This window comes from Sphingomonas sp. Ag1 (assembly GCF_000980895.1).
In the GTDB taxonomy this organism is placed as follows: Bacteria; Pseudomonadota; Alphaproteobacteria; order Sphingomonadales; family Sphingomonadaceae; genus Sphingomonas; species Sphingomonas panaciterrae.
Map to the genome: position 1 here is coordinate 1 of NZ_LAZX01000084.1, position 18899 is coordinate 18899.

The following is an 18899-nucleotide window of genomic DNA, read 5'->3' on the forward strand; positions in this document are numbered from 1 at the left end:
CAAACCCGGGGCGGTTCAGTGCTGCGATGATCTTCATCATCCGAGCCGCTCTCGTCTCCATGGCTCATTGGGAGTTCTCGCCGGTCCGGCCGCGACCTTGGTGGCTTTACGGGATACCGGTTGTGCTCTTTGTATCCTGCTGGTCTCCGTATATCGGATTGAAGACCGAGAGTTCGATCGCGATGTTCAGCAACCTCCATACTGAGGGCGGAAGCACTAACCATCTGCTGTTTTCTACCCCGCCGTACCTTTTTCCCTACCAGCAGAAAACGGCAAGGATCATCGACTCGTCTTCCGAGAAGCTGCGGCGTCAAGGAGCCAGCGGAAATTATCTGGTTGAGCATGATCTTGCACTCCGGATCATCGGCAACCCCAAAGAGTGGGTCACCTACGTAATCGACGGCAAGACCTATCACCATGTAACCGCCGCAACCTACACCGGTTATCGTCCAAACTGGATAGAAACGAAGCTACTGGACTTCAAACCAGTCGACTGGGACCGACCGAAGAAGTGCACGCATTGAACATAAGCCGTTGCGAAGGGGGAGCGGCTTTGCTGGCTCACTGAGCAACTTGGTAACGGAGCGAAGTATCGCGCTGTTCTGGTTTTTGAGAGAGGGTAGTTAGCGAGTCGGTGTCGCCGGTCGACGAGTCCGCGCTGGCCGCCGATCGGCGATGCTGGAGCAGCATCGCCGTTTACGCTTTCTTGTGTAGCCGAAAGTCCTCATCGCACGTTGCATTTAAACCACCTGCTTTTCTGAGACCCGAGCATTGGCGTTGCTCAGCAGGCCGGCGGAGAACTTTTGGTGTGGGCGTCCATGGAAGATGATCGTGTCAGATGATCCCAGACATGTGCAGTTCACGCTATACTTCATGGCCGTGAATGCTCCCCGGACGGAAGGCTACGGAAGGCGCATCAGCGATATCCAAGGGTGAACCCGGTTGGTGGATGGAGGCGGAGCGGCCTTCCGTCGCTGAACAGCCCGGGTGTGACGTGGAAACGGAGTAGCGCCGCTTGCACAAAGCATATCCCGACACTTCCTTGAGCGTTGGTCCGCCTCTCAGACGAAAAATCATGTTCCGACCGGCAGGTGCGGCCTGCTATTTGTCGGATCGCTCAAGGTACAGTGGCGTGGCAAAGAAGCCGAACAGCAGGCCGCCCAAATGGGCTTCCCAGGCAAGTCCTATCCACCGCCCGGAAAGGACAGCCATGATCGCCAAGAGCAGGAACAGCGCCAGGTGGTTTTGGACAAAGAATTTAACCAGCAGCCAAGTTCTTTGCGATCGTACGCTGACCAGACTTCCGGTCGCGGGGTGCACGCGCGTCAGGGCGGCCACAAGACCAAACACCGCCCCTGAAATGCCCAGCACGGATGCATCTGAGTCGCGATTGACCAGGAGGAAGAGCACCCCTCCCGAAATGCCGCTTCCGATCAGCATGTAGAGGTAGCGTACCCAAGCCAACGGTGGCTGGCCCAGACGCGATATCAACGGCGCACTGAGGAAGAGGAGCGCACTTAGGTTCAAAAGCACGTGTAACCACCCGCCATGCGCAAACACATGCAGGACGAGCGGCATTACTCGTCCATTCTCGATGGCTCGCCAGGAGAGTGCCCAATGAGAAGCGACCGGTACACCGCCCCAGAGAAAGACCACGGCAACCACCAAGCTCAGGGCGATCGGCACAATATGCGAGTGCCATGGTACGCTCCACTGGCGCAAAAACAGAGTATCCGAACCGACGTCTGGCGCGGGATCAACAACCATGATTACCTGCTCCACGCCGGGTCGACAGTCTGATCCAGATCACCGTAGGAGGCTGAACTGCGGGCATACCATCCAAATCCCTTTGACGAACAAAAAGTGACGTTCATCAAAACTCTGCTCATACCATGCTAATCCCCCCCTGTTTAATAGCATTTTACTTTCTTGGATCTCGTGCATATCATTCCATTAACCATACGAGTCGGGTCGCACCAATCTGTTCTGCGTAGCTGCCAGGCAACCTTCCTACATTGTCCTGGCGAAGCATTCCACGAATCAAGGACTTCCTTGATAAACAAGGGGAATCGGTATGAAGAACCAGAAATCTATGGTTGCGGCTGCAGTCATTGCTGTAATGGCAAGTTCCTCACCAGCGATCGGGCAAGCCATTCAGAACGGGCCAGTAAAGAACCAAACTACGGCCTTTGACAACACTATAACTAGCAATGGTGGTACTGTTACGCTTGATACGCTTTCCAATCTGTCTTTGGGAAGCTCCTGGGTGCGCAGCGGATACACCATAAGCTCTACTGACGGCAGTTTCAGGTCTATAGACAGTGGTTACTTGCCGGTGAGCACCAATACCTCAGGCTCGGCTATCGGTGGAGACTCGATTGGAATCGATCCAGACTCTCCATTTCCCTCGTCAGGTCTGACATTCTCTTTCGCGAATCCCATTAACGCCTTTGGTTTAGAAATCGGCGATTGGGCGACCTGCTGCTATCCTTCATCTCTCTATATTGCATTTGATGGAGGAGCAACACGTCTCGTTGCAACTGCCAACGACAGCAACGACAATCCCGGTATCCCTGCCGGTCAAGGCTTCTACAACTTTGTGGGAGCTATCGACAGTTCGAACACCTTTAAAACCATTTCGTTTTATGGGGACGGTGCTGGTGAGTTCATTGTCGCTGGTGGCACGATCAGGTACGGGACAGTCGATATCGGTTCCGTTCCAGCAGTTCCCGAGCCATCGACTTGGGCAATGATGTTGATCGGTTTCGGCTCCATTGGCGGAGCGATGCGGCGCAAGAGGAAGCAGCAAGAGCGAACCCTCGCAGCTGCTTAGTTCTATTGAGCTATGACAATGACGGCATTGCAGCAAGTGGCGACCTTAAGCGTCACCACGGCTAAGCGGATGTCGGTTTTCCTTTTCAACAATCAGGTGCGACGCTTCGATGCAGCGCCGCACCTTTTTTGCGGCTCTATGTCCGATAAGCGTCATTCTCGGACACAAGGCTGGCGCGTCCGAAATCGCTGTGGCAGACGCTATTGATGGCTGCGTCTCCTTCCCTGCCCATGCTCGACCCCGCCGATCGCGGGCATGAAACCGCGCTCGTTGCGCTCGATCCGGCGCAACCGGCGCTGCCGGCGATCCTCAATGCCAAGATCGAGCGTGCCGCAGCCTACGCCAAGGCCGCGCGCGCGGGCGCGACCAGGCGCGCGTATGAGTCCGACTGGGCGATCTTCACCGCCTGGTGCGATGCGCATGGTCTGACCGCGTTGCCGGCTACGCCGGATGTTGTTGCGGTGTTTGCCAGTGACCAGGCCGATGCGGGGCGCAATCCGTCGACGATCAACCGGCGCGTTGCGGCGATCGGCCATTATCATCGTGCCGGCGGCTATCCGGCGCCGACCGCGCTGCCGACCGCCGGGCGGCTCGCCGAGGTGCTCGCTGGCATCCGCGCCGAGCATGGCGGCGCCAAGCGCCAGAAGCGTCCGGCCGATGCGGCTGCGCTGCGCAACATGCTTGCCGCCATCGAGGGCGACGATCTTCGGTCCTTGCGCGACCGCGCGATCCTCGCGATCGGCATGGCTGCCGCGCTGCGACGATCGGAGATCGTCGCGCTGGAGGTCGATCATGTTGCGATTGTGCCCGAAGGCTTGCGGCTTACAATTGCGCGGTCGAAAACCGATCAGGCGCGGCACGGCGCGGTGATCGCGATCCCGGAAGGCTCGCGGATCCGTCCCAAGGCGATGCTACTCGCCTGGATAGCAGCGGCGGGGCATGGTGACGGATTTCTCTTCCGCCGATTGTCGCGGGGCGGCGCGCTCACCCCTGCCCCGATGTCCGATCGTGCAATCGCGCGTCTCGTGCAACAGCATGCCGCGGCAGCCGGGTACGATCCGACACAATTTGCCGGCCATTCGTTGCGGGCGGGCTTCCTCACCGAAGGCGCCTCGCAAGGCGCGACGATCTTCAAGCTGCAGGAAGTTAGCCGCCACAAGTCGGTGCAGATCCTGTCTGATTATGTCCGCAATGCAGAGCTGTTCAAGGATCATGCCGGTCAGCGCTTCCTGTAATCTGAGTTTTGCATAGGTGTGCACATGTCTACAAAGCGGCTTGTCGACATGTGTTGTGGCTGGCGTTCCTCATGGCGTCTGCCCGTCGCTTCTACGACCAACACTAGGAGCAATGATTAAGGCACCCGAACCAGCGTGGCTGCGTGACGCGCTGCTGCCTGGCGCTAGCGACAACGAGGTGGAGATCGAGCCGTTCGCGGATAAGCTTCACCGCATCCCAGGCGCGGATAAGCGGCCGAAGTAAGAAGCAGGCGCGACGCCTTTTGGGGGTGTTGTGGAGACGCCGCGCCAACCCTGTTGCGAGCGGGTCTAGCCTGAAAGGCTGGGGCGCCGATTCGCAGATAGCAGTCTTGTCTCGCATGGTTAACAACGCAAGCCGGAAGGGTGACGGCATCAGCAATGATTGAACTTCATCAAAGCCCCGACGGGCCTGCCCAGTGGCGGGGCAACCAAGTCTGCAACGCAAGCACGACGCTCGCGGCCCCTATGGATGCGAGGTGCTTGCGGAGCCAGCAGCGGGCTAGCGCCGGGCTGCTCGTGATGATCGACCATTCTGGCGTGAAAACAAGCGGCACGGAGCAAGCGTCACCGGACCATCGTGGATGCCTGCGGCAAGGCCCGAACGGTCTAGGCAAGTGCCCCGCCCGAGCTTTGCGGGGCGAAGGCGGGGCACCTGAAACAAACCGGGTTCATGGGGGGATGGGCATCCCGGCTTGCTCATCCTTAATGAAGAAGAAAGGTTAACAAACGGCTACCGAACCGACGAGCCGGCCGATCGACAGCTTCGCCGAGAGCGGCGCCGTCTTTGCATTCCTGACGACTGAGCCGAACAGCCGGTCGGACCAACTCACCCAAAGGCGATGCCGTTGCTGTTGAACAATGAGGATGAGGAGCGCGCGCCCCTAACTGAGACGATGGAACTGGTGGCACCATATCCTGCCCAGCGGATGCGGGTGGACGGCGAAGCGCCCCCATTACTGCAAGCCACAGGGTGGGCACGCAGATTGGGTGCCCAATTGTGCGCGCTAGAGCAAAGTAATTGAAAGCATTCGGTTGGTATAGCCGCTCCAGCCGCCGGCATCTTGCTGTGCGACTCGGCGGGGGCGCCAAGTGGACGATTGGGAGAGCAGCCGCTACAAATCGCGGCAGGTTGCGGAGCTGTACAGTCTTGGGTGCTCCCTACGTCGCGCTTACAGGCCGGCGACTCGCCTCGACCCAGCACTAAGTAATCTGATCCGCGAGTTCAGCGAGATCCCTGCGACGGTTGTGGACACCGCGCCAGCCGGCCGCGGCAAGTCGGTAGATAAGTCGATCGTCAGCGATGACACTGAGGAACACGTGGAGAGCGCGGGCGAAACGAAGAAGCGATGGAATTGGCCGCGTCGCAAGCCTCCGAACTGATGCAACTTGTTTGATTGGCTATCTGTCCTCAAAGGTCATACCTTGGCGCTGCGAGCCACCAATGGTTCGCCCATAGGCGGTATCTCGTGACGGAAGACGCAGCGACTTTTCGGGCCCGGGCGGCGACGGAACGCGCCAATGCAAGCGGATCGCCGTTGCAAAACGTGCGGGATCGAGCCGAACGTGCAGCTTTGGCTTGGGAGGTTATGGCAAACCGCGCCGAGCGCGTTATCGTCCAAAAGCAGGAGCGCGAGGCAGTTACTGCAGCCCAGCGCATCGATAAGGCTTCCGAAAACGACTAGACGCCGTGGGCGGCGCCACGCCTTGGTTATACAACCGCTTGCTCGACGACCATCGCCCGGATCTCGAACGGTGGCCACTGATCACGAGTTTCGTCGTCAGTGCCTGGTAGCCCGCGCCAGCACATCCATTCCGGCCGCCAGTGCTACCCAGCCATCGACGACGTCGCTTCGATCATTCGGCGCAGATCTGATACCGTGGACGATAAGATCCCGCGCCTCGGCAGCGCCGACGGTCCGCACCAGCGCATAGGCCAACTCGACCGCACTATCGGGAACCGTTTCCGGGTCTCCCAAGGTGATCATGCGCACCGCTTCACCCTCTTGTGTTCCGGCCACCGCTCGAACCCCAGTTTTTACCCCGGTGGTGTGGAAGGCGCGATCGCGCCATCGCCTCCACCGAGGATCGTCTCGACCGAGCTCTACCGGGTCAATCTCAAAGGATCGTGAATGTACGTCGAGGTAACTGGCGCCGATCACGCCGTGGGCCGAGGCGTTGGAGCTGTTGACGCCGCATTCCTTCCAGTTTGATGCGGGTGGATGACTAGAGGTCGTCGTCGGCCACTTCTCGCGCTTGCTGTACTTCAGAACAGGCGTGCGAGCATCAAAGTGTCGATCCGGAAAGGACCGCTTAGCCGCTTTCAACAAGCGTTCGGACCGTTGCCATGGGCAGAAACAGCCTTAGTTTCGACAGCGCCAGCGCCGCGCCATCGTGCTGGAAGCGATGCAGGACAGGCCGCTGCGCGTTGCGCTACAGACCGCTTGCGACGCTTCACCGTCCAGCAGCGCCGCTTCGTTGCGCGACGCCGGTATGAGCAGCGCAGGGACGGCCCAAACTCGCCGATGCACCATTGCGCAGGTGAAGCGCGTCACCGCTGCGCACCAACTCGGCGCAGCGACGAGGGACGAGGCGCCGGATGGGCGGCAAGCCGAGCCGTGACCCGCCGCCCACCGGATCAGAAGCCGATCCGCACCCCGGCCATGATCGCTTCCTGGTGATCGTCCGTGCCGGTCTGTGCCGAGGCGGTCGCGAACAGGTCGACGCCTGCGCCGAAGCGATAGACCACCGTGCCCGCTGCGGTGCCGACCAGCGGCGCGCGGCTGGCGCCGAAAGCAGCAAGATCGAAGCCACCGCCGGCATAGCGGCCGAGCGCATCCGCGCGCTTGCCGTCGATCTGGCCGCGCGCCCCCAGCGTAATTGATGGGCGGAAGGCCGCCTCGGATGCGGTGCTGCGGCCGAACGTCACTCCGCCGTCGACGAACCCAGCGACATGGCGATCACGCGTCACGTCCAGCGCAAAGGCGCTGCCGCCCGCTTCCGCCACGCCGTCGCGCGTGGTGCGGATGTAGGTGACGCCTAGCTTTGGCTTGATTGCCCACTCGCTGCCCATGTCGATCGCATAGCTGACGGTCACGTCGGCGACCCAGCTGTTCAGGTCGTAGCGCCCGATCGTGCTCGCCCCACCCGGCAAGGCGCGTTCGGTGCGTGCCTCGCCGCCGTCGTACAGCAGCGACGCGCTGAACCCGATCCCGCTATCCGCCGCATAGCGACCATGGACGCCGGCGACGAAGCCATCGCTCTTGGTGCGCGCACCCAGCACATCGATCTGCTGGCGTGAATTGAGGTAGCCGGCGAAGCCGCCCACCATCCAGTCGCGATCGCCATAGCCGATGCCACCCATGAAGCCGTAGCTTTGCGCGCGTGCGCTCGCCGTACCCTCGCCCGTATCACGGCCCAGCCGGTGCCACTGGCCGACCGTCTGCGCAAAGGTGAACAGCCCCGGATCCTCGCGCCTAGTCGCGAAGCCCTCGCCGCGTGCCACGCCCGCCAGCGTCAGCGCATTGTCGACGCCGAGCTGCGTCGCCGAGGCATAGGCTTCGGGCGTTAGCTGCGCGAAAGCGCGCGGGTCGGAGGCACCCCCTGCCGTGAGCAGCGCGGGCAGCGCCGCGAACAGATTGCTCGTTGCCGGCTGGGTCGACAGCGTCGCATTGGCATAAGCGATCGAGCGCGCTACTTGTGGTGAGAAGCCGGCGTCCCCGAGGAACTGGCCGAGCAGTTGGATGCGGTCGGCGCGCTGCACCACGAAGCCGAACAGGCTGTCGGGCTTCAGCACCGTGGCATAGCCGCCGGTGATCCCGCCGCTCGCAACGACGAGGTCATAGGAGGTGCCGGGACGAAGCGTGCCGCCCGGCACGAGCTGCAGCGTTGCACCCGCCTCGATCGCCAGCGCGCCGTTGACCACCAGTTTGTCCGCACCGGTTGCCGCGATCTCGAACAGGGAAGTCGAGGTGCCCGCCAGCGTGACGTTGCCGTTGATTGTCATCGTGCCGATGCTGGCGCCCGGGCTCAGCGTACCGGCAACAGCAAGGTTGCCGTTCACCGTTCCCGCCGAGCCGAAGGTCGCGCCGCGGTCGACGGTGATCTGTCCGGCGCTGATCATCGATCCCGACAACCCGACCAGCCGACCACCCGACATGTCGACAGAGCCGAATGTAGCATTGCCCGCCACCGCCGCGAAGCCGCCCGACTGGACATAGCGTTCGACGTTGCTGACGCTGGCAAAGGCGACCGGCGCTGCCGCGCTGCCGCCCGCTACCGCGATCGTGTCATTGCCTGCATCGCCATCCACGCTGCCGGCGAAGCGGCCGGTGATGGTGAAGCGATCGTCGCGTGCACCGAACTGGACCCGATCGGCGGTCAGCGCCGCATCGCCGGCCACTGTCAGGTCGGTGCCCGCATCGACGCTCTGATAACCGTGGGCGCCGACCAGTGTCAGCCCGCCTGTGCCTTCGCTGGCGAGCAGCTCGAACTCGGTAAGGATCCCGTCCGCCAGCGTTCGGTCGCCCGCCAGTTCCAGGATCGCGCGGTCCGTGCCCGCGCCGCCCGAAACGGTGCCGGTCAGCACCGATCCAGCGGCGAGGCGCAGCGTGCCGTTACCCGCGCCAAGGTCGATCGTCCCCGCGAGCGCGCCGCCATTGGCGACCGTTACTTGCTGGTCGCCCGCCCCGAACGCCAGCAGCGCCCCCGCCATGCCCAATGTGCCGCTGACCGTCAGCGCGTTGCCGGCCAGGTCGATCTGCTCGAACCCGGTTGCGCTGCCCGCCAGTTCTACCGGGCCGGTCGCGGTGAAGCGCAGGACGTCATTGCCTGCGCCGCCTTCGTAACGGCCGGCCCCGCGCGCCGCGCCCAGCGACAGTACGTCGTCCCCGCCGCCCAGGTTGATCGCGGCGATGTCGCCGTCCACCACCAACGTCTCGGCCGCATCGCTGCCGCTCACCCGGCCAACGCTGAAAGCGCCCAGCGACAGGTTGAGCCCGGTGCCGGCCAGCACGATCTGCTCGAAGCCCTGGTCGAGCGCGAGCGACAGCGTGCCGCGGCCCTCCACCGCGAGCCGCTGGAAGCCGGTGCGTGCGCTGATGCTGCTGCGGTTCCCCGCCAGCACCACCTGGTAGAGGTTGGTGCCAGAGCCGCCATCGACCAGCCCGGCGCTGCTGCCGGCATGGTCAACGAACACGTCATTGCCCTCACCCAGCAGGACCGGGCCCAGGATCGTGCCGCGGTTCTCGACACGGTCTTTGCCGCCACCCAGCGACACCGCGCCCGCGATCGTCCCGCGATTGTCGAGCGTTTCCGCACCATCGCTGCCGGTGACGGTGACGTGGCCCGCGCTGCGCAGCGTCTCGCCGGCCGCGACGGTGATCGTGCCGCCCACCACGCCGATCGTGCTGAAGCGGAACGTGCCGGAATATGCGACATTGCCCTCGCCGATCTGCGCGAAGCGATCGAAGTTGAGGAACTGGTCGCCGTTTACCGCACCGCCCCCCGTCGCATCGACGATGAGGCTGTTGCTGCCAGTGCCGCCATCGACGGTGCCGATCAGCACCGCGCTGGCGTGCTGCAGGAAGGTATCGTCGCCCTCGCCGAGGAACACGTTGCCCTCGATCCGGCCGTGGTTCTCGATCCGGTCGTTGCCCGTGCCTAGCGCGATCGACCCGATGATCGTGCCGGTGTTGGTGATGCGATGGTCGCCCACGCCGATCGTCTGGATCGCGCCGGCGAAATAGGGCGTGCCGATCGACTGGCCGAGCCAGTCGTCGGCGCTGAGCACCATCCCTGCCCCGCCGCGGATCGTGCCGCTGTTGGAAAGATCAAGCGCCACGTCCCGCGCCACGATCGCGGCCGACAGGTCGCCCGTTGCCTCAATCGTGCCGCTGTTGGCGATCGTAGCCGTTGCCCCCGGGCGAGGGCCATCGAGCCACAGCGCGGCCGCTAGATCGGTTTCGCGATAGGTGTCGCCATACCAGTCGGTGAAGACCTGGCTGCTGCCCCGCCATTGGCGCGGATCGTGCCGGCGTTGCTCACCTCGATTGCCGCACTGCCGAGCGGGCCGTAATAGCCGTTCAAACCGAGGTAGGCGCCCAGTCCGTTCTCGCCCGATCCTTCGATCGTGCCGCTATTGATGAGGGTCGCGTGTCCCGCCACCTCGTTCGCCACGTCGATGGTGATCGACACGCCGGCGCCCGCGCTGGTGGCGATCCTGCCGCTGTTGGTCAGCGATGCCGCCATGGCCGCGACCGGCCGCTCCTCGCCGGGGAAAAGGTAATTCTGCTGCAGGCCGAGGTGAAAGCCGCCAGTGATCGTGCCGCTGTTGGCCGCGGTGATCGCGCCGGCGTCATAGCTGGACAGGCTGACGGCCAGCGTGTCGCCGTTGCTGATGCTGCCGCTGTTGTCGAACGCCAGCGTGTCGATCGCCTGGATGCCGACCGCCACGTCGCCGTCGCGCGTGCCGGTGATCGTGCCGCGGTTGGCGAAGCTGCGCACCGGGCCGGTGAAGCCGCCTTCGATCGTCCCTTCGTTGGTGAAGGCGAGCGGGCCCGCAAGGTCGATCGTGGTGGGATCGTTCTGGTAGAAAGCGGCCGCCTGCACCAGGCCGGTGATCGCCGCGGTGTTGGTGATCGCGCCGTCGCCTGACAGAGCCAAGTCACCAACGAAGGGCCCATCGGCGCGCACCGTCGCCTGCGTGTCGCTGCCAAGCGCGCGTATGCCCTCCGCCCGGAAGTTGGTGAGCGCCATCGACCCCAGCGTCACGGTGCCGCTCGCCCGGCGCGCATGGATCAACGTGTTGGTCCCTGCCCCGCCGTCGATCGTGCCGCTGATGCCGGTCGTCTCGCCGAACAGGATCAGCGTGTCGTTACCCGAGCCGAAGGAGAGATTGCCGGTCAGCGTGCCGCCATCGGCGACATAGGTCGCACCATAGCCATAGAAGGACGCCGATACATTGCCGATGATCGTGCCGCGGTTGGTCACTGTCATGCCGTTCGACAGGTCGATCGCGGTGACGCCGCGGATCGTGCCGCCCGCTTCGTTGACGAGCGATCCGTAGTAGCCCGCCACCACCGCGGTGCCGTTCAGGCTTTCGATCGTGCCGGTGTTGGTGATCTGGGTCTGCCAGCCATAGCCGCCCTGCACCGCGACATTGTCGGCACGGATCGTGCCGCTGTTGGCAAGCGTGTCGAAGCCGGTGATGCCCAAGCCAGAATTGCCCGACACGGTGATCGTGCCGCTGTTCTCGACATCCTGCGCGCCGCTGATTGCGGTGCCACCGCCCGATAGCGTGATCGTGCCGGCATTGGCGACGCGCGATCCGCCGAGGATCGCTGCTGCGGGATAATATACGTCCGGCGCGTTGGTGACGGTGATCGTGCCGTTGTTGGTGATGTCGACGGTGCTGGCATAGATGGTGCCGGCGTTGATCGCGGCCAGGTTGTAAACATAACCCTGCACACTGGTCGTGAGCGTGAGATCGCCGTTGTTGATGAATGAGAGCGCGTGCTCTGGGCCGGTGCCCTCCCCCGTCAGCTGCGCGACGGTCGAGATCATGGTATCGACTACCGAGCGATCGGTCGTCGATAGCGCGCCGTTCAGCGTCACGGTGCCGTTGCCTGCCAGCCCGATCGTGGTGGCGATCGGGCTCGCCGCAGTCAGCGTCAGCGCGGCATTGTCCGCCAGCTCATACGCCAGCCCCTCGAACCCGCCCACCAGCGCCAGCGACGCCTCCGCATCGGCATTCACCAGGTAGCGTAGCGTGTCATAGCCCGCGCCCGCATCCACCCCGCCGGTCGCCCCGGCGAGCGGGCGCGTGGGATCGCCGCCCAGCGCCACGACCAGCGTGTCGTTACCGCCGCCCAACAGTATCGCGCCATTCACAATGCCGCCATCGTCGATGAACAGGTCGCTGCTGTAATCATAACCATAGGGCGAGCTGAAATCGACGTTGCCGTTGATGGTCCCGGCGTTGATGATCCGTGCCGGGCTGCCGCTGCTCCCGACCACCGCCGTGGCGCCGGTGATTGTGCCTTCCGCGGCATTGTTCAGCGTGCCGATCAGATGCACCCCGGTGGTGCCGCCAATGATCGTGCCGGTGTTGTTGAAACGCCCGCCCAGCAACTGCACGCCGATGGCCGCACCCTCGATCGTGCCGCTGTTGGTGGAACTGCCGCTATTGCCCGAATAGGAAAGGCTGGCGCCGATCCCGGCGGTGGAGCGGATCGTGCCGCTGTTGGTCAGCGTCCCGGCATAATCGACCGATACTGCGATTTGCGTGGCAGTGATGGTGCCGCTGTTGGCAATCGATTCCGAGGCACGCACCCCGTTGCCGTCGATGGCGGTGACCGTGCCTTCGTTGTTGACCGTGCGGGGCGTGAGCACGGCGTAGCGCTGGTATGAACCCCCGAGCGTCGCGGTGATCGAACCCTGGTTGGTGAAGGAAACGGCAGGAACGCCATATGCGCCCACTGCCGGGCCCTGCGTCACCAGCGCCGCCTGGTTGATGACGGTGCCGCTGCCGGAGAGCGTCAGGCCGCCGGAAGTGAAGCCGGGCGTGATCGTCACCGCGGCGTCGTTCGACAGGGTGAGCCCGAGCAACTCGAAATTGGTCGGCAGCACGGCATGAGCGATTGTCGTATCGGCGTCGATGTCGATCGCCAGCGTGTCGGTGCCGGCACCACCATCGATCGTTCCCGTGATCGATGACGCGAGCCCAGTCGCCGCGTCGTAGCGCGCGTACAGCGTGTCGCTTCCGCCGCCCAGCAGCAGGTCGCCGTTGATCGTGCCGTTGCGGGTATCGACGAAGCTTGCGCCGCTGCTCGATGTCAGCGTCGAGATCACCGATCCGTTGATCGTGCCGTTATTGGTCAGCGACAGATTGTCGGCGGTGCGGATTGCGATCGGGCTTCCGCCGATCATTGCGCCAGCGGCGTTGGTGATGGAGAGGCGGCCGGTTCCGCTCAGCGTTGCCGGCGCGCCGCTCGACACGATCGATCCGGTGTTGACGACGGTGAGGTTCCACATCGTTCCTGCAATCGCGGCCCGTGCGCCTCCGTCGATCGAGCCCGCATTCGTCACCATCGAAACCCGGCCGGCGATGCCGCCGTTGATCCTGCCGGTTGAAGCGTTGGTGATCGACAGCTCGCCGAATACGATGTCGCTCGCCAGGATCGCCTCGCCTGCGGCCCCGCTGATCGTCCCGGCATTGTCCACCGTCGCGTTGATCGAACCGCTCGTATTGGCGGGATCGCGGCGCAGCAGGATGGCATTGCCGCCCGACACCGTGCCGCCTTCCGCGACCGAGATCGATGCGCTCGACGAAGGGTAGACCGTCCGGGTCCAGCCGGGCACGCAATAGATCGGTGATGCCCCCGCATAAGGATCACAAGGAACCTCCCGGGGTGCGCCGTTGGTGATGAAGATACCCGGCTTTACGCCACCGTCGACCAGCCCGGCGACGCTCAGCGACGTGCCGAGCGCCTGCGGAGAGATCGCCGCACTAGCATTGCCCGCCCGCACGACCGCGCCGGCCGCGACAGTGACGCGGGTGTTGTCGGTCGTGACCGTCAGCCCGTCCGCGTCGGTTCCGGTGCAATTGGTGATGCCATTAGCGACAGTAGGGTCAGGCGCACATTGCGCCGCAGCCGGGCTCCCCAGCGCGAACCCCAAGGCGATCGCGCTCGTCCCCAGCGCATAACCGGGCACCCGCCGCCCCCGCAGCGCCCCACTCCGACCCATGAGATCCCCCTGTATGTGGAATTTGCCCTAGCAGCAGTTCAGGGGCTGTCGAGATCGGATGCGTGCCGCACCGGATCATTCCGGGGCATGGCGATCGGCGTCGAACGATTTGCTGTAGGGAAAATCAGTTGGCCATCGTTCCGGAGGAATTGTTACACGTTTTAGCAAACAAGACGCCGAAGCATAACATGATTAGCATAACGAAGCGCGGATAATGGAGCATGCCCGCGAATATGCTCATCGACAGTAATGCATATAGTGTCCCCGCAACCGGACGCAGGCTGTCGTCCTGCATGGCACTTCGATGAACGGAGATAATTGCGCGGCCGAGAAGCCACAGTGCACCCGCCGCGCCGACGATACCCCAAGAGACCAGAAATAGCAGAAAAGTATTGTGCGGCTGCGTGTGCCACCATCCGACATTGACTTCCCAGAAGGTGGATCCGGATCCCCAACCGAACAACGGCGCTTCGAGCCACCGTGCGAAGGTAGCGTGCCACAAGGCAAGGCGCCCCGACGTCAGGGCATCGGCACTGCCCAAATTGTCCCGTGCGAACAAGGAGAACGCCTCTTCGCTCGGCGCCAGGACAACGGCACCAAGCATCGCAAGCGCGCTTAGTGCCCCGACACGGAGTACGGCCTCCACGCTGGGTAGACGGCGCAGGCTGATCAACGTGATCAGGGTGACGGCACCCATCGCCAGCGCCGCCGCGCGCGTGCCCGACCAGAAGGTCAGTCCCGCTGCCAGCAGATACCACCGGCGGTATATGCCGGCCCGTCGGGGGTCGCCGTATAGCAGAGCCACTAGAAGCCCGGTGGCGATCGCACCTGTCCAGGATCCGAAATAGCGTACGTTGATGAAGCCGGGGAGCGCGGATGCCCATTCGATCTTGCCGCCGAGCACCGTCCATTCGGGCGGGGGCAGCTGGAATTTCCAGATGGTCAGGATCGCCAGAACGGCAAGGCCAGCGACCAGCCCCCCTCCGAACCGATGAAAGATGGGAGGCTTGGTTTCGCCTGTCTCTTCCTTCGTGGCCATGAAGAAGATCGCCGAGCAGAAGCGCAGGTGAACAAGGGTGATGATTGAAAAGGTGACCGATGCCGCGACGTTCTTGGAAACGAACACGCTGCTCACCACTAGCCCGGCGAGCAGCAGGCCAAGCGCCACGATCACGTCCCGCGGCAGCTTTCGCCAGATCAGGACATCGCGATATCCCTTCCCCCGGGCAACAAGAATGATCACCAGTTCGCAGGCGACGAACGGCAATTCCATCAGCCGCGTCCATTCCGCCCAGGCCGGCTGCATCTGGTGCATGTAAACCGGATAAAGCAGCGCCGAGATCACCGGCATGATCACGCCGATCGTTATTCCGAGCCAACCGAACAGGTCCAGCCGCGGCACCGAATGCTTCATCGTCGCTGTATGGCCCACCGTCCCCCTCCGCTGCGTCTCGCGGGAAGATGAACTAGGCTGATGAGGTTAAATGTGCGTTGACCAGTATTCTTCAAAATACTGCGAAGGCCAATGCCACCGTATCGACATGCCTAAAGTTGCATTCCCGGGTACTGCTGGTTGATTACAGCCTGATACCGCTCAGTGAGATGCATCACATCAACGGTGTGGAGGTGGAGCTACCCGGCGCTCCCAGAGGGAGCGCCGGCCCGCAGCTTAGTTGCTGTCGGAATCGTTGTCGTCGCTGCTATCGACGATGCCGTAGATGATGCCGCCGGCGATCAGCACGCCCAGCGCGATGCCTGCGATACCGCCAGCGCCGGCAGCGGCCTTCTGGGTGCCGTTCGTCGGGGTGGAAGCGCGCACGGACTTGCTGACCGACAGGCTGGAGGCAGCGTTGGTAGGGGCGGCCGAGGCGGTGACAGGGGCGGCGACAAGTGCGGTCGCGGCGGTCGCGGTCAGGATCTTGGCGAACATGTGATCTTCCTTTTCAACAGGCACATGGCGTCGCTTCCCGAAACGGGCCAAGAGCGCCGAAACCACAAACGACACAGATGCGGCTTGGTTGCAAGCCGGATTCGTCCCGGATTTCGCGCCTGGCACCCGCGCAAGGCTACAGGTCGATGTGTCGACAAAGCGACATAGCGACCTGAGTGCAATCATGCCTGTGGTTTCACATCCCCGCCGCGGTCGGGCGTACCACCACTTCGTTGATGTCCACCCCCTCGGGCTGCTCCAGCGCGAAGCGGATCGCGCGGGCGATGGCATCGGGGGTCAGCGACTTCTTGCGCCACTCGGTCAGCGCCGTGGCGACCGCGGGATCGGTGATGTCGTGGCCGAGTTCGGTTGCGACCACACCGGGCGAGACAATCGTCGCGCGGACCTCGTCATGCCCCTGGCGAAGCCCATCGGTGATCGCCCAGACGGCGTGCTTGCTGGCACAATAGACCGCCGCGGTCGGCATCACCATGTGCGCGGCGATCGAGGCGACGTTGACGACATGCCCGCCGCCCTGCGCCACGAAGCGCGGCAGCACCGCGGCGACGCCGTTCAGCACGCCATGAACGTTGACGTCGAACATCCGCTTCCATTCGTCGCGCTTCAATGCCGCGAGCGGCGACAGCGGCATCACGCCGGCATTGTTGACCAGGGCGTCGATGCGGCCGAAGCGCGCCTCGGCCGCGTCGGCGAAGGCGTCGAAGCTGGCGGCGTCGGTGACGTCGAGCTCATGCCAGGCGACCTCGCCGCCCAGTTCTGCGGCCAGTGCCTGCAGGCGGTCGCCGCGGCGCGCGCCCAGGAACAGCTTGGCGCCCGCGCCGGCCAGCTCGCGCGCGGTTTCCGCGCCGATGCCACTCGATGCGCCGGTGATGAGAATGATCTTGTCGGTAACGCCAGTCATGGTCGTGAACTCCCGTTGCTGATGACCGGCCCCAGATGCATCCAGCGGGGCAGCAGGCGGTAAAAGGATCGCCCGCAATCCTTGCCCGATCCTCCGAAAGATGCACCTCCGTCTTGCTTGCGCGCGCGATCACTCCGACAGGCGGCCCCATGGAACGGATGCAGCAACTCGCGGAAACCATCACCCGGCACGCGCCGGCCACGGGGATGTATGCCACCCCCCTGCCCCGCCTGTCGCTGTTCCGCGCTGATCAGCCGACGCTCCCGATCCCGTCGGTCTATGAAGTGTCTCTTTGCCTGATCGCCCAAGGCGCCAAGCGCGTGTCGATCGCCGATCACAGCCTGGTTTATGATGCCGCGCGCTATCTTGTCGTCTCGCTCGATCTGCCGCTGACCGGGCACATCATCACCGCCCGGCCCGACGAACCCTATCTGTGCTGCAAGATCAATCTCGATCTCGCAGTGCTCGCCGATCTGATCGTCGCCGAGGGCGGCGCGTCCCCCTCCCCCTCCCCCGCGCGCGCGCCGGCGCTGGCGGTCTACCCCAGTGACCCGCATATGATCGACGCCGCGTGCCGGCTGGTCGGGCTACTCGATCAGCCCGACGCGGCGGAAGTGCTGGCACCGCTGATCGAGCGCGAGATCCTGTTCCGCCTGCTCGCCGGGCCGCACGGATCGGTGCTTCGCCATCTGGCGGCTGCCGACAGCCACCTTCACCAGGTGAGCCGAGCCATCGCGCATATCCGCGCGGGTTTCCGCGGGCCGCTCCGCGTGCGCGACATCGCCGCTGCGGCGGGGATGAGTGCATCGTCGCTGCACGAGCATTTCAAGGCGATCACGCGCCTGACGCCGCTTGACTACCAAAAGCAATTGCGCCTGCAGGAAGCGCGCCGGCTGATGGTGGCGGAGGGCGCCGGCGCCGGTGCAGCGGGCTTCGCGGTCGGCTATGAAAGCCCCTCGCAATTCAGCCGCGAGTACCGCCGTCTGTTCGGCGCCCCGCCGCGTCAGGACGTGGGCCGGTTGCAGGCGGAGCAAGATTATCTCAGCGCGGCGTAGCGATGTAGAGTGCGCGACATGTCGATAATGCGACATGTGCGTGCTGCGACATAGACAGCAGAAAGCACCAACGACGTGGTTACGCCGTTGGTGCTTTCTTGACCGATGGCGTTCTACTCTTTGCTCATGGATGGAGACGGAGACGGCATCGCCTGTGAGCCTTGTCGTGGATGACACGGCAGCGCGACGCCGGCGTACTCGGAAGGTCGGACGCGACCATCATATCAACATGTCGACAGGTCGGCATGGCGGCACGCTGACGTTTATGCCGTCGTCGCCATATCGAGTGCGATCACGTCCCCGCCCTCCGCGCGCAAACAGGCGAGATAAGCGGCATGATCGAGCACTTGATGGGGAAGTACAATCCCGGCGGGGTCGGTGCCGCGCCGTCCAGCCCGGTCAGCCGCGCCAGGATCATGCTGACGCCCAATGCGGTCAGCGGCGCGGCGCCGCCCGGGTGGAACACCGCATGGCGGGTGCGCAGCGCAGCGCCGTCCGGCCCCTCCCCTGTCAGGTCGATGATGATCTCGGTCGACTTGGGCTCGCCGCGCCGGCAGGACGAGCTGACGCCGGTGGCAATATCGAACGATATGTCGCGCGCGCCGGTTGCTGCCGCCAGCCCGGCGACGTCGATCGAGGAGAAGCCTGACGCAGCCATCACCGTGCCATCGATCGCGCGGAAGCTGGCCTTGTTCTCGTCGTCGCGTCGCCATTAGTAACCCAGCACGATCGGCGCGGCATCGGGCCGGTTCATGTAGATCGCCACCTCCGGTGCTATCTCGAAGATGCCGGACGATATGCCGAGATGCGGCACGCCGCGCTGGCGGGCGAAGTGCAGCCCGGCCAGCCGATCGTCCGAATAGAAGACCGCCATGGCGCCGACCTGGCGCTTGCCCAACCCTAGATTGGGCCCGTCAGGATCAATGACGACGCCCTCAGCCCCGCCGATCTCGCGCGCAGCTGCCTCGGCCTTCGCCATGTCGCGCCCGTCGATCAGCAGCGCTGCGTCCGGATGTGCGGCGCGCAGCGCCCGCGCCGACAATTGCCCGATCGCGCCGGTGCCGCCCATGAGGAGGATGGGATCCGAAGCCATAGGTGTCCTCGCCGCTGTTGCTTTTGTTGCTTTTCGGTTGAACCCGGCAGGCGCGGTCGCGCTCCC

13 protein-coding genes and 1 pseudogene are annotated in these 18899 nt (G+C 63.9%); 5 read left to right on the forward strand and 9 right to left on the reverse strand.

Going from position 1 to position 18899, the window contains the following annotated elements; genetic code table 11:
* Positions 1-524, forward strand: a pseudogene (locus XM50_RS05435) (thiol-disulfide oxidoreductase); the annotation flags it as partial.
* A 577-nt stretch (positions 525-1101) separates the two neighbouring features.
* On the opposite strand, the gene XM50_RS05440 reads toward XM50_RS05435, so the two are convergent.
* Positions 1102-1782 (reverse strand): rhomboid family intramembrane serine protease, encoded by a 681-nt coding sequence (locus XM50_RS05440; RefSeq protein WP_082102739.1) that lies wholly within the window; start codon positions 1780-1782, stop codon positions 1102-1104.
* 292 nt (positions 1783-2074) lie between these two features.
* Between XM50_RS05440 and XM50_RS20755 the strand changes: the two genes are divergently transcribed.
* Positions 2075-2833, forward strand: a complete 759-nt coding sequence (locus XM50_RS20755; protein ID WP_082102740.1) for a PEPxxWA-CTERM sorting domain-containing protein — start codon at positions 2075-2077, stop codon at positions 2831-2833.
* Between the two features lie 206 nt (positions 2834-3039).
* Positions 3040-4068 carry a site-specific integrase gene (locus XM50_RS05445; protein WP_156167149.1) on the forward strand — a complete coding sequence of 343 codons (1029 nt, stop codon included), beginning with the start codon at positions 3040-3042 and terminating at the stop codon, positions 4066-4068.
* 1799 nt (positions 4069-5867) lie between these two features.
* Here XM50_RS05445 and XM50_RS19980 read toward each other — a convergent pair.
* The 6 genes from XM50_RS19980 to XM50_RS05480 all read right to left on the reverse strand — a co-directional run bounded on the left by XM50_RS19980 (position 5868) and on the right by XM50_RS05480 (position 16685).
* On the reverse strand, positions 5868-6413 hold the full coding sequence (locus XM50_RS19980; RefSeq protein ID WP_231621863.1) for a hypothetical protein: 546 nt from the start codon (positions 6411-6413) through the stop codon (positions 5868-5870).
* A 311-nt stretch (positions 6414-6724) separates the two neighbouring features.
* Positions 6725-9928, reverse strand: a complete 3204-nt coding sequence (locus tag XM50_RS20430) for an autotransporter domain-containing protein (protein WP_197075391.1) — start codon at positions 9926-9928, stop codon at positions 6725-6727.
* 110 nt (positions 9929-10038) lie between these two features.
* Positions 10039-13833, reverse strand: a complete 3795-nt coding sequence (locus XM50_RS20435) for a beta strand repeat-containing protein (protein WP_197075393.1) — start codon at positions 13831-13833, stop codon at positions 10039-10041.
* A 124-nt stretch (positions 13834-13957) separates the two neighbouring features.
* Entirely contained in the window at positions 13958-15265 is a 1308-nt protein-coding gene (locus XM50_RS05470; protein ID WP_046408045.1) for an O-antigen ligase family protein, read from the reverse strand.
* A 237-nt stretch (positions 15266-15502) separates the two neighbouring features.
* Positions 15503-15763 (reverse strand): hypothetical protein, encoded by a 261-nt coding sequence (locus XM50_RS05475; RefSeq protein ID WP_046408047.1) that lies wholly within the window; start codon positions 15761-15763, stop codon positions 15503-15505.
* 196 nt (positions 15764-15959) lie between these two features.
* The gene (locus XM50_RS05480; RefSeq protein WP_046408049.1) at positions 15960-16685 is read right to left on the reverse strand and encodes an SDR family oxidoreductase; all 726 of its coding nucleotides are present in this window, start codon (positions 16683-16685) and stop codon (positions 15960-15962) included.
* A 149-nt stretch (positions 16686-16834) separates the two neighbouring features.
* Between XM50_RS05480 and XM50_RS05485 the strand changes: the two genes are divergently transcribed.
* Together XM50_RS05485 and XM50_RS21130 are read left to right on the forward strand one after the other, a co-directional pair.
* Positions 16835-17740 carry an AraC family transcriptional regulator gene (locus XM50_RS05485; RefSeq protein WP_046408051.1) on the forward strand — a complete coding sequence of 302 codons (906 nt, stop codon included), beginning with the start codon at positions 16835-16837 and terminating at the stop codon, positions 17738-17740.
* Between the two features lie 105 nt (positions 17741-17845).
* On the forward strand, positions 17846-17914 hold the full coding sequence (locus XM50_RS21130; RefSeq protein ID WP_082102766.1) for an excalibur calcium-binding domain-containing protein: 69 nt from the start codon (positions 17846-17848) through the stop codon (positions 17912-17914).
* A 118-nt stretch (positions 17915-18032) separates the two neighbouring features.
* On the opposite strand, the gene XM50_RS20440 is transcribed toward XM50_RS21130, so the two are convergent.
* Both XM50_RS20440 and XM50_RS20445 read right to left on the reverse strand, forming a co-directional pair.
* Positions 18033-18398, reverse strand: coding sequence for a hypothetical protein (locus XM50_RS20440; protein WP_197075395.1), 366 nt, complete (start codon positions 18396-18398; stop codon positions 18033-18035).
* A gap of 54 nt (positions 18399-18452) precedes the next feature.
* Positions 18453-18833, reverse strand: a complete 381-nt coding sequence (locus tag XM50_RS20445; RefSeq protein ID WP_197075397.1) for a hypothetical protein — start codon at positions 18831-18833, stop codon at positions 18453-18455.
* Positions 18834-18899 lie beyond the last annotated feature (66 nt).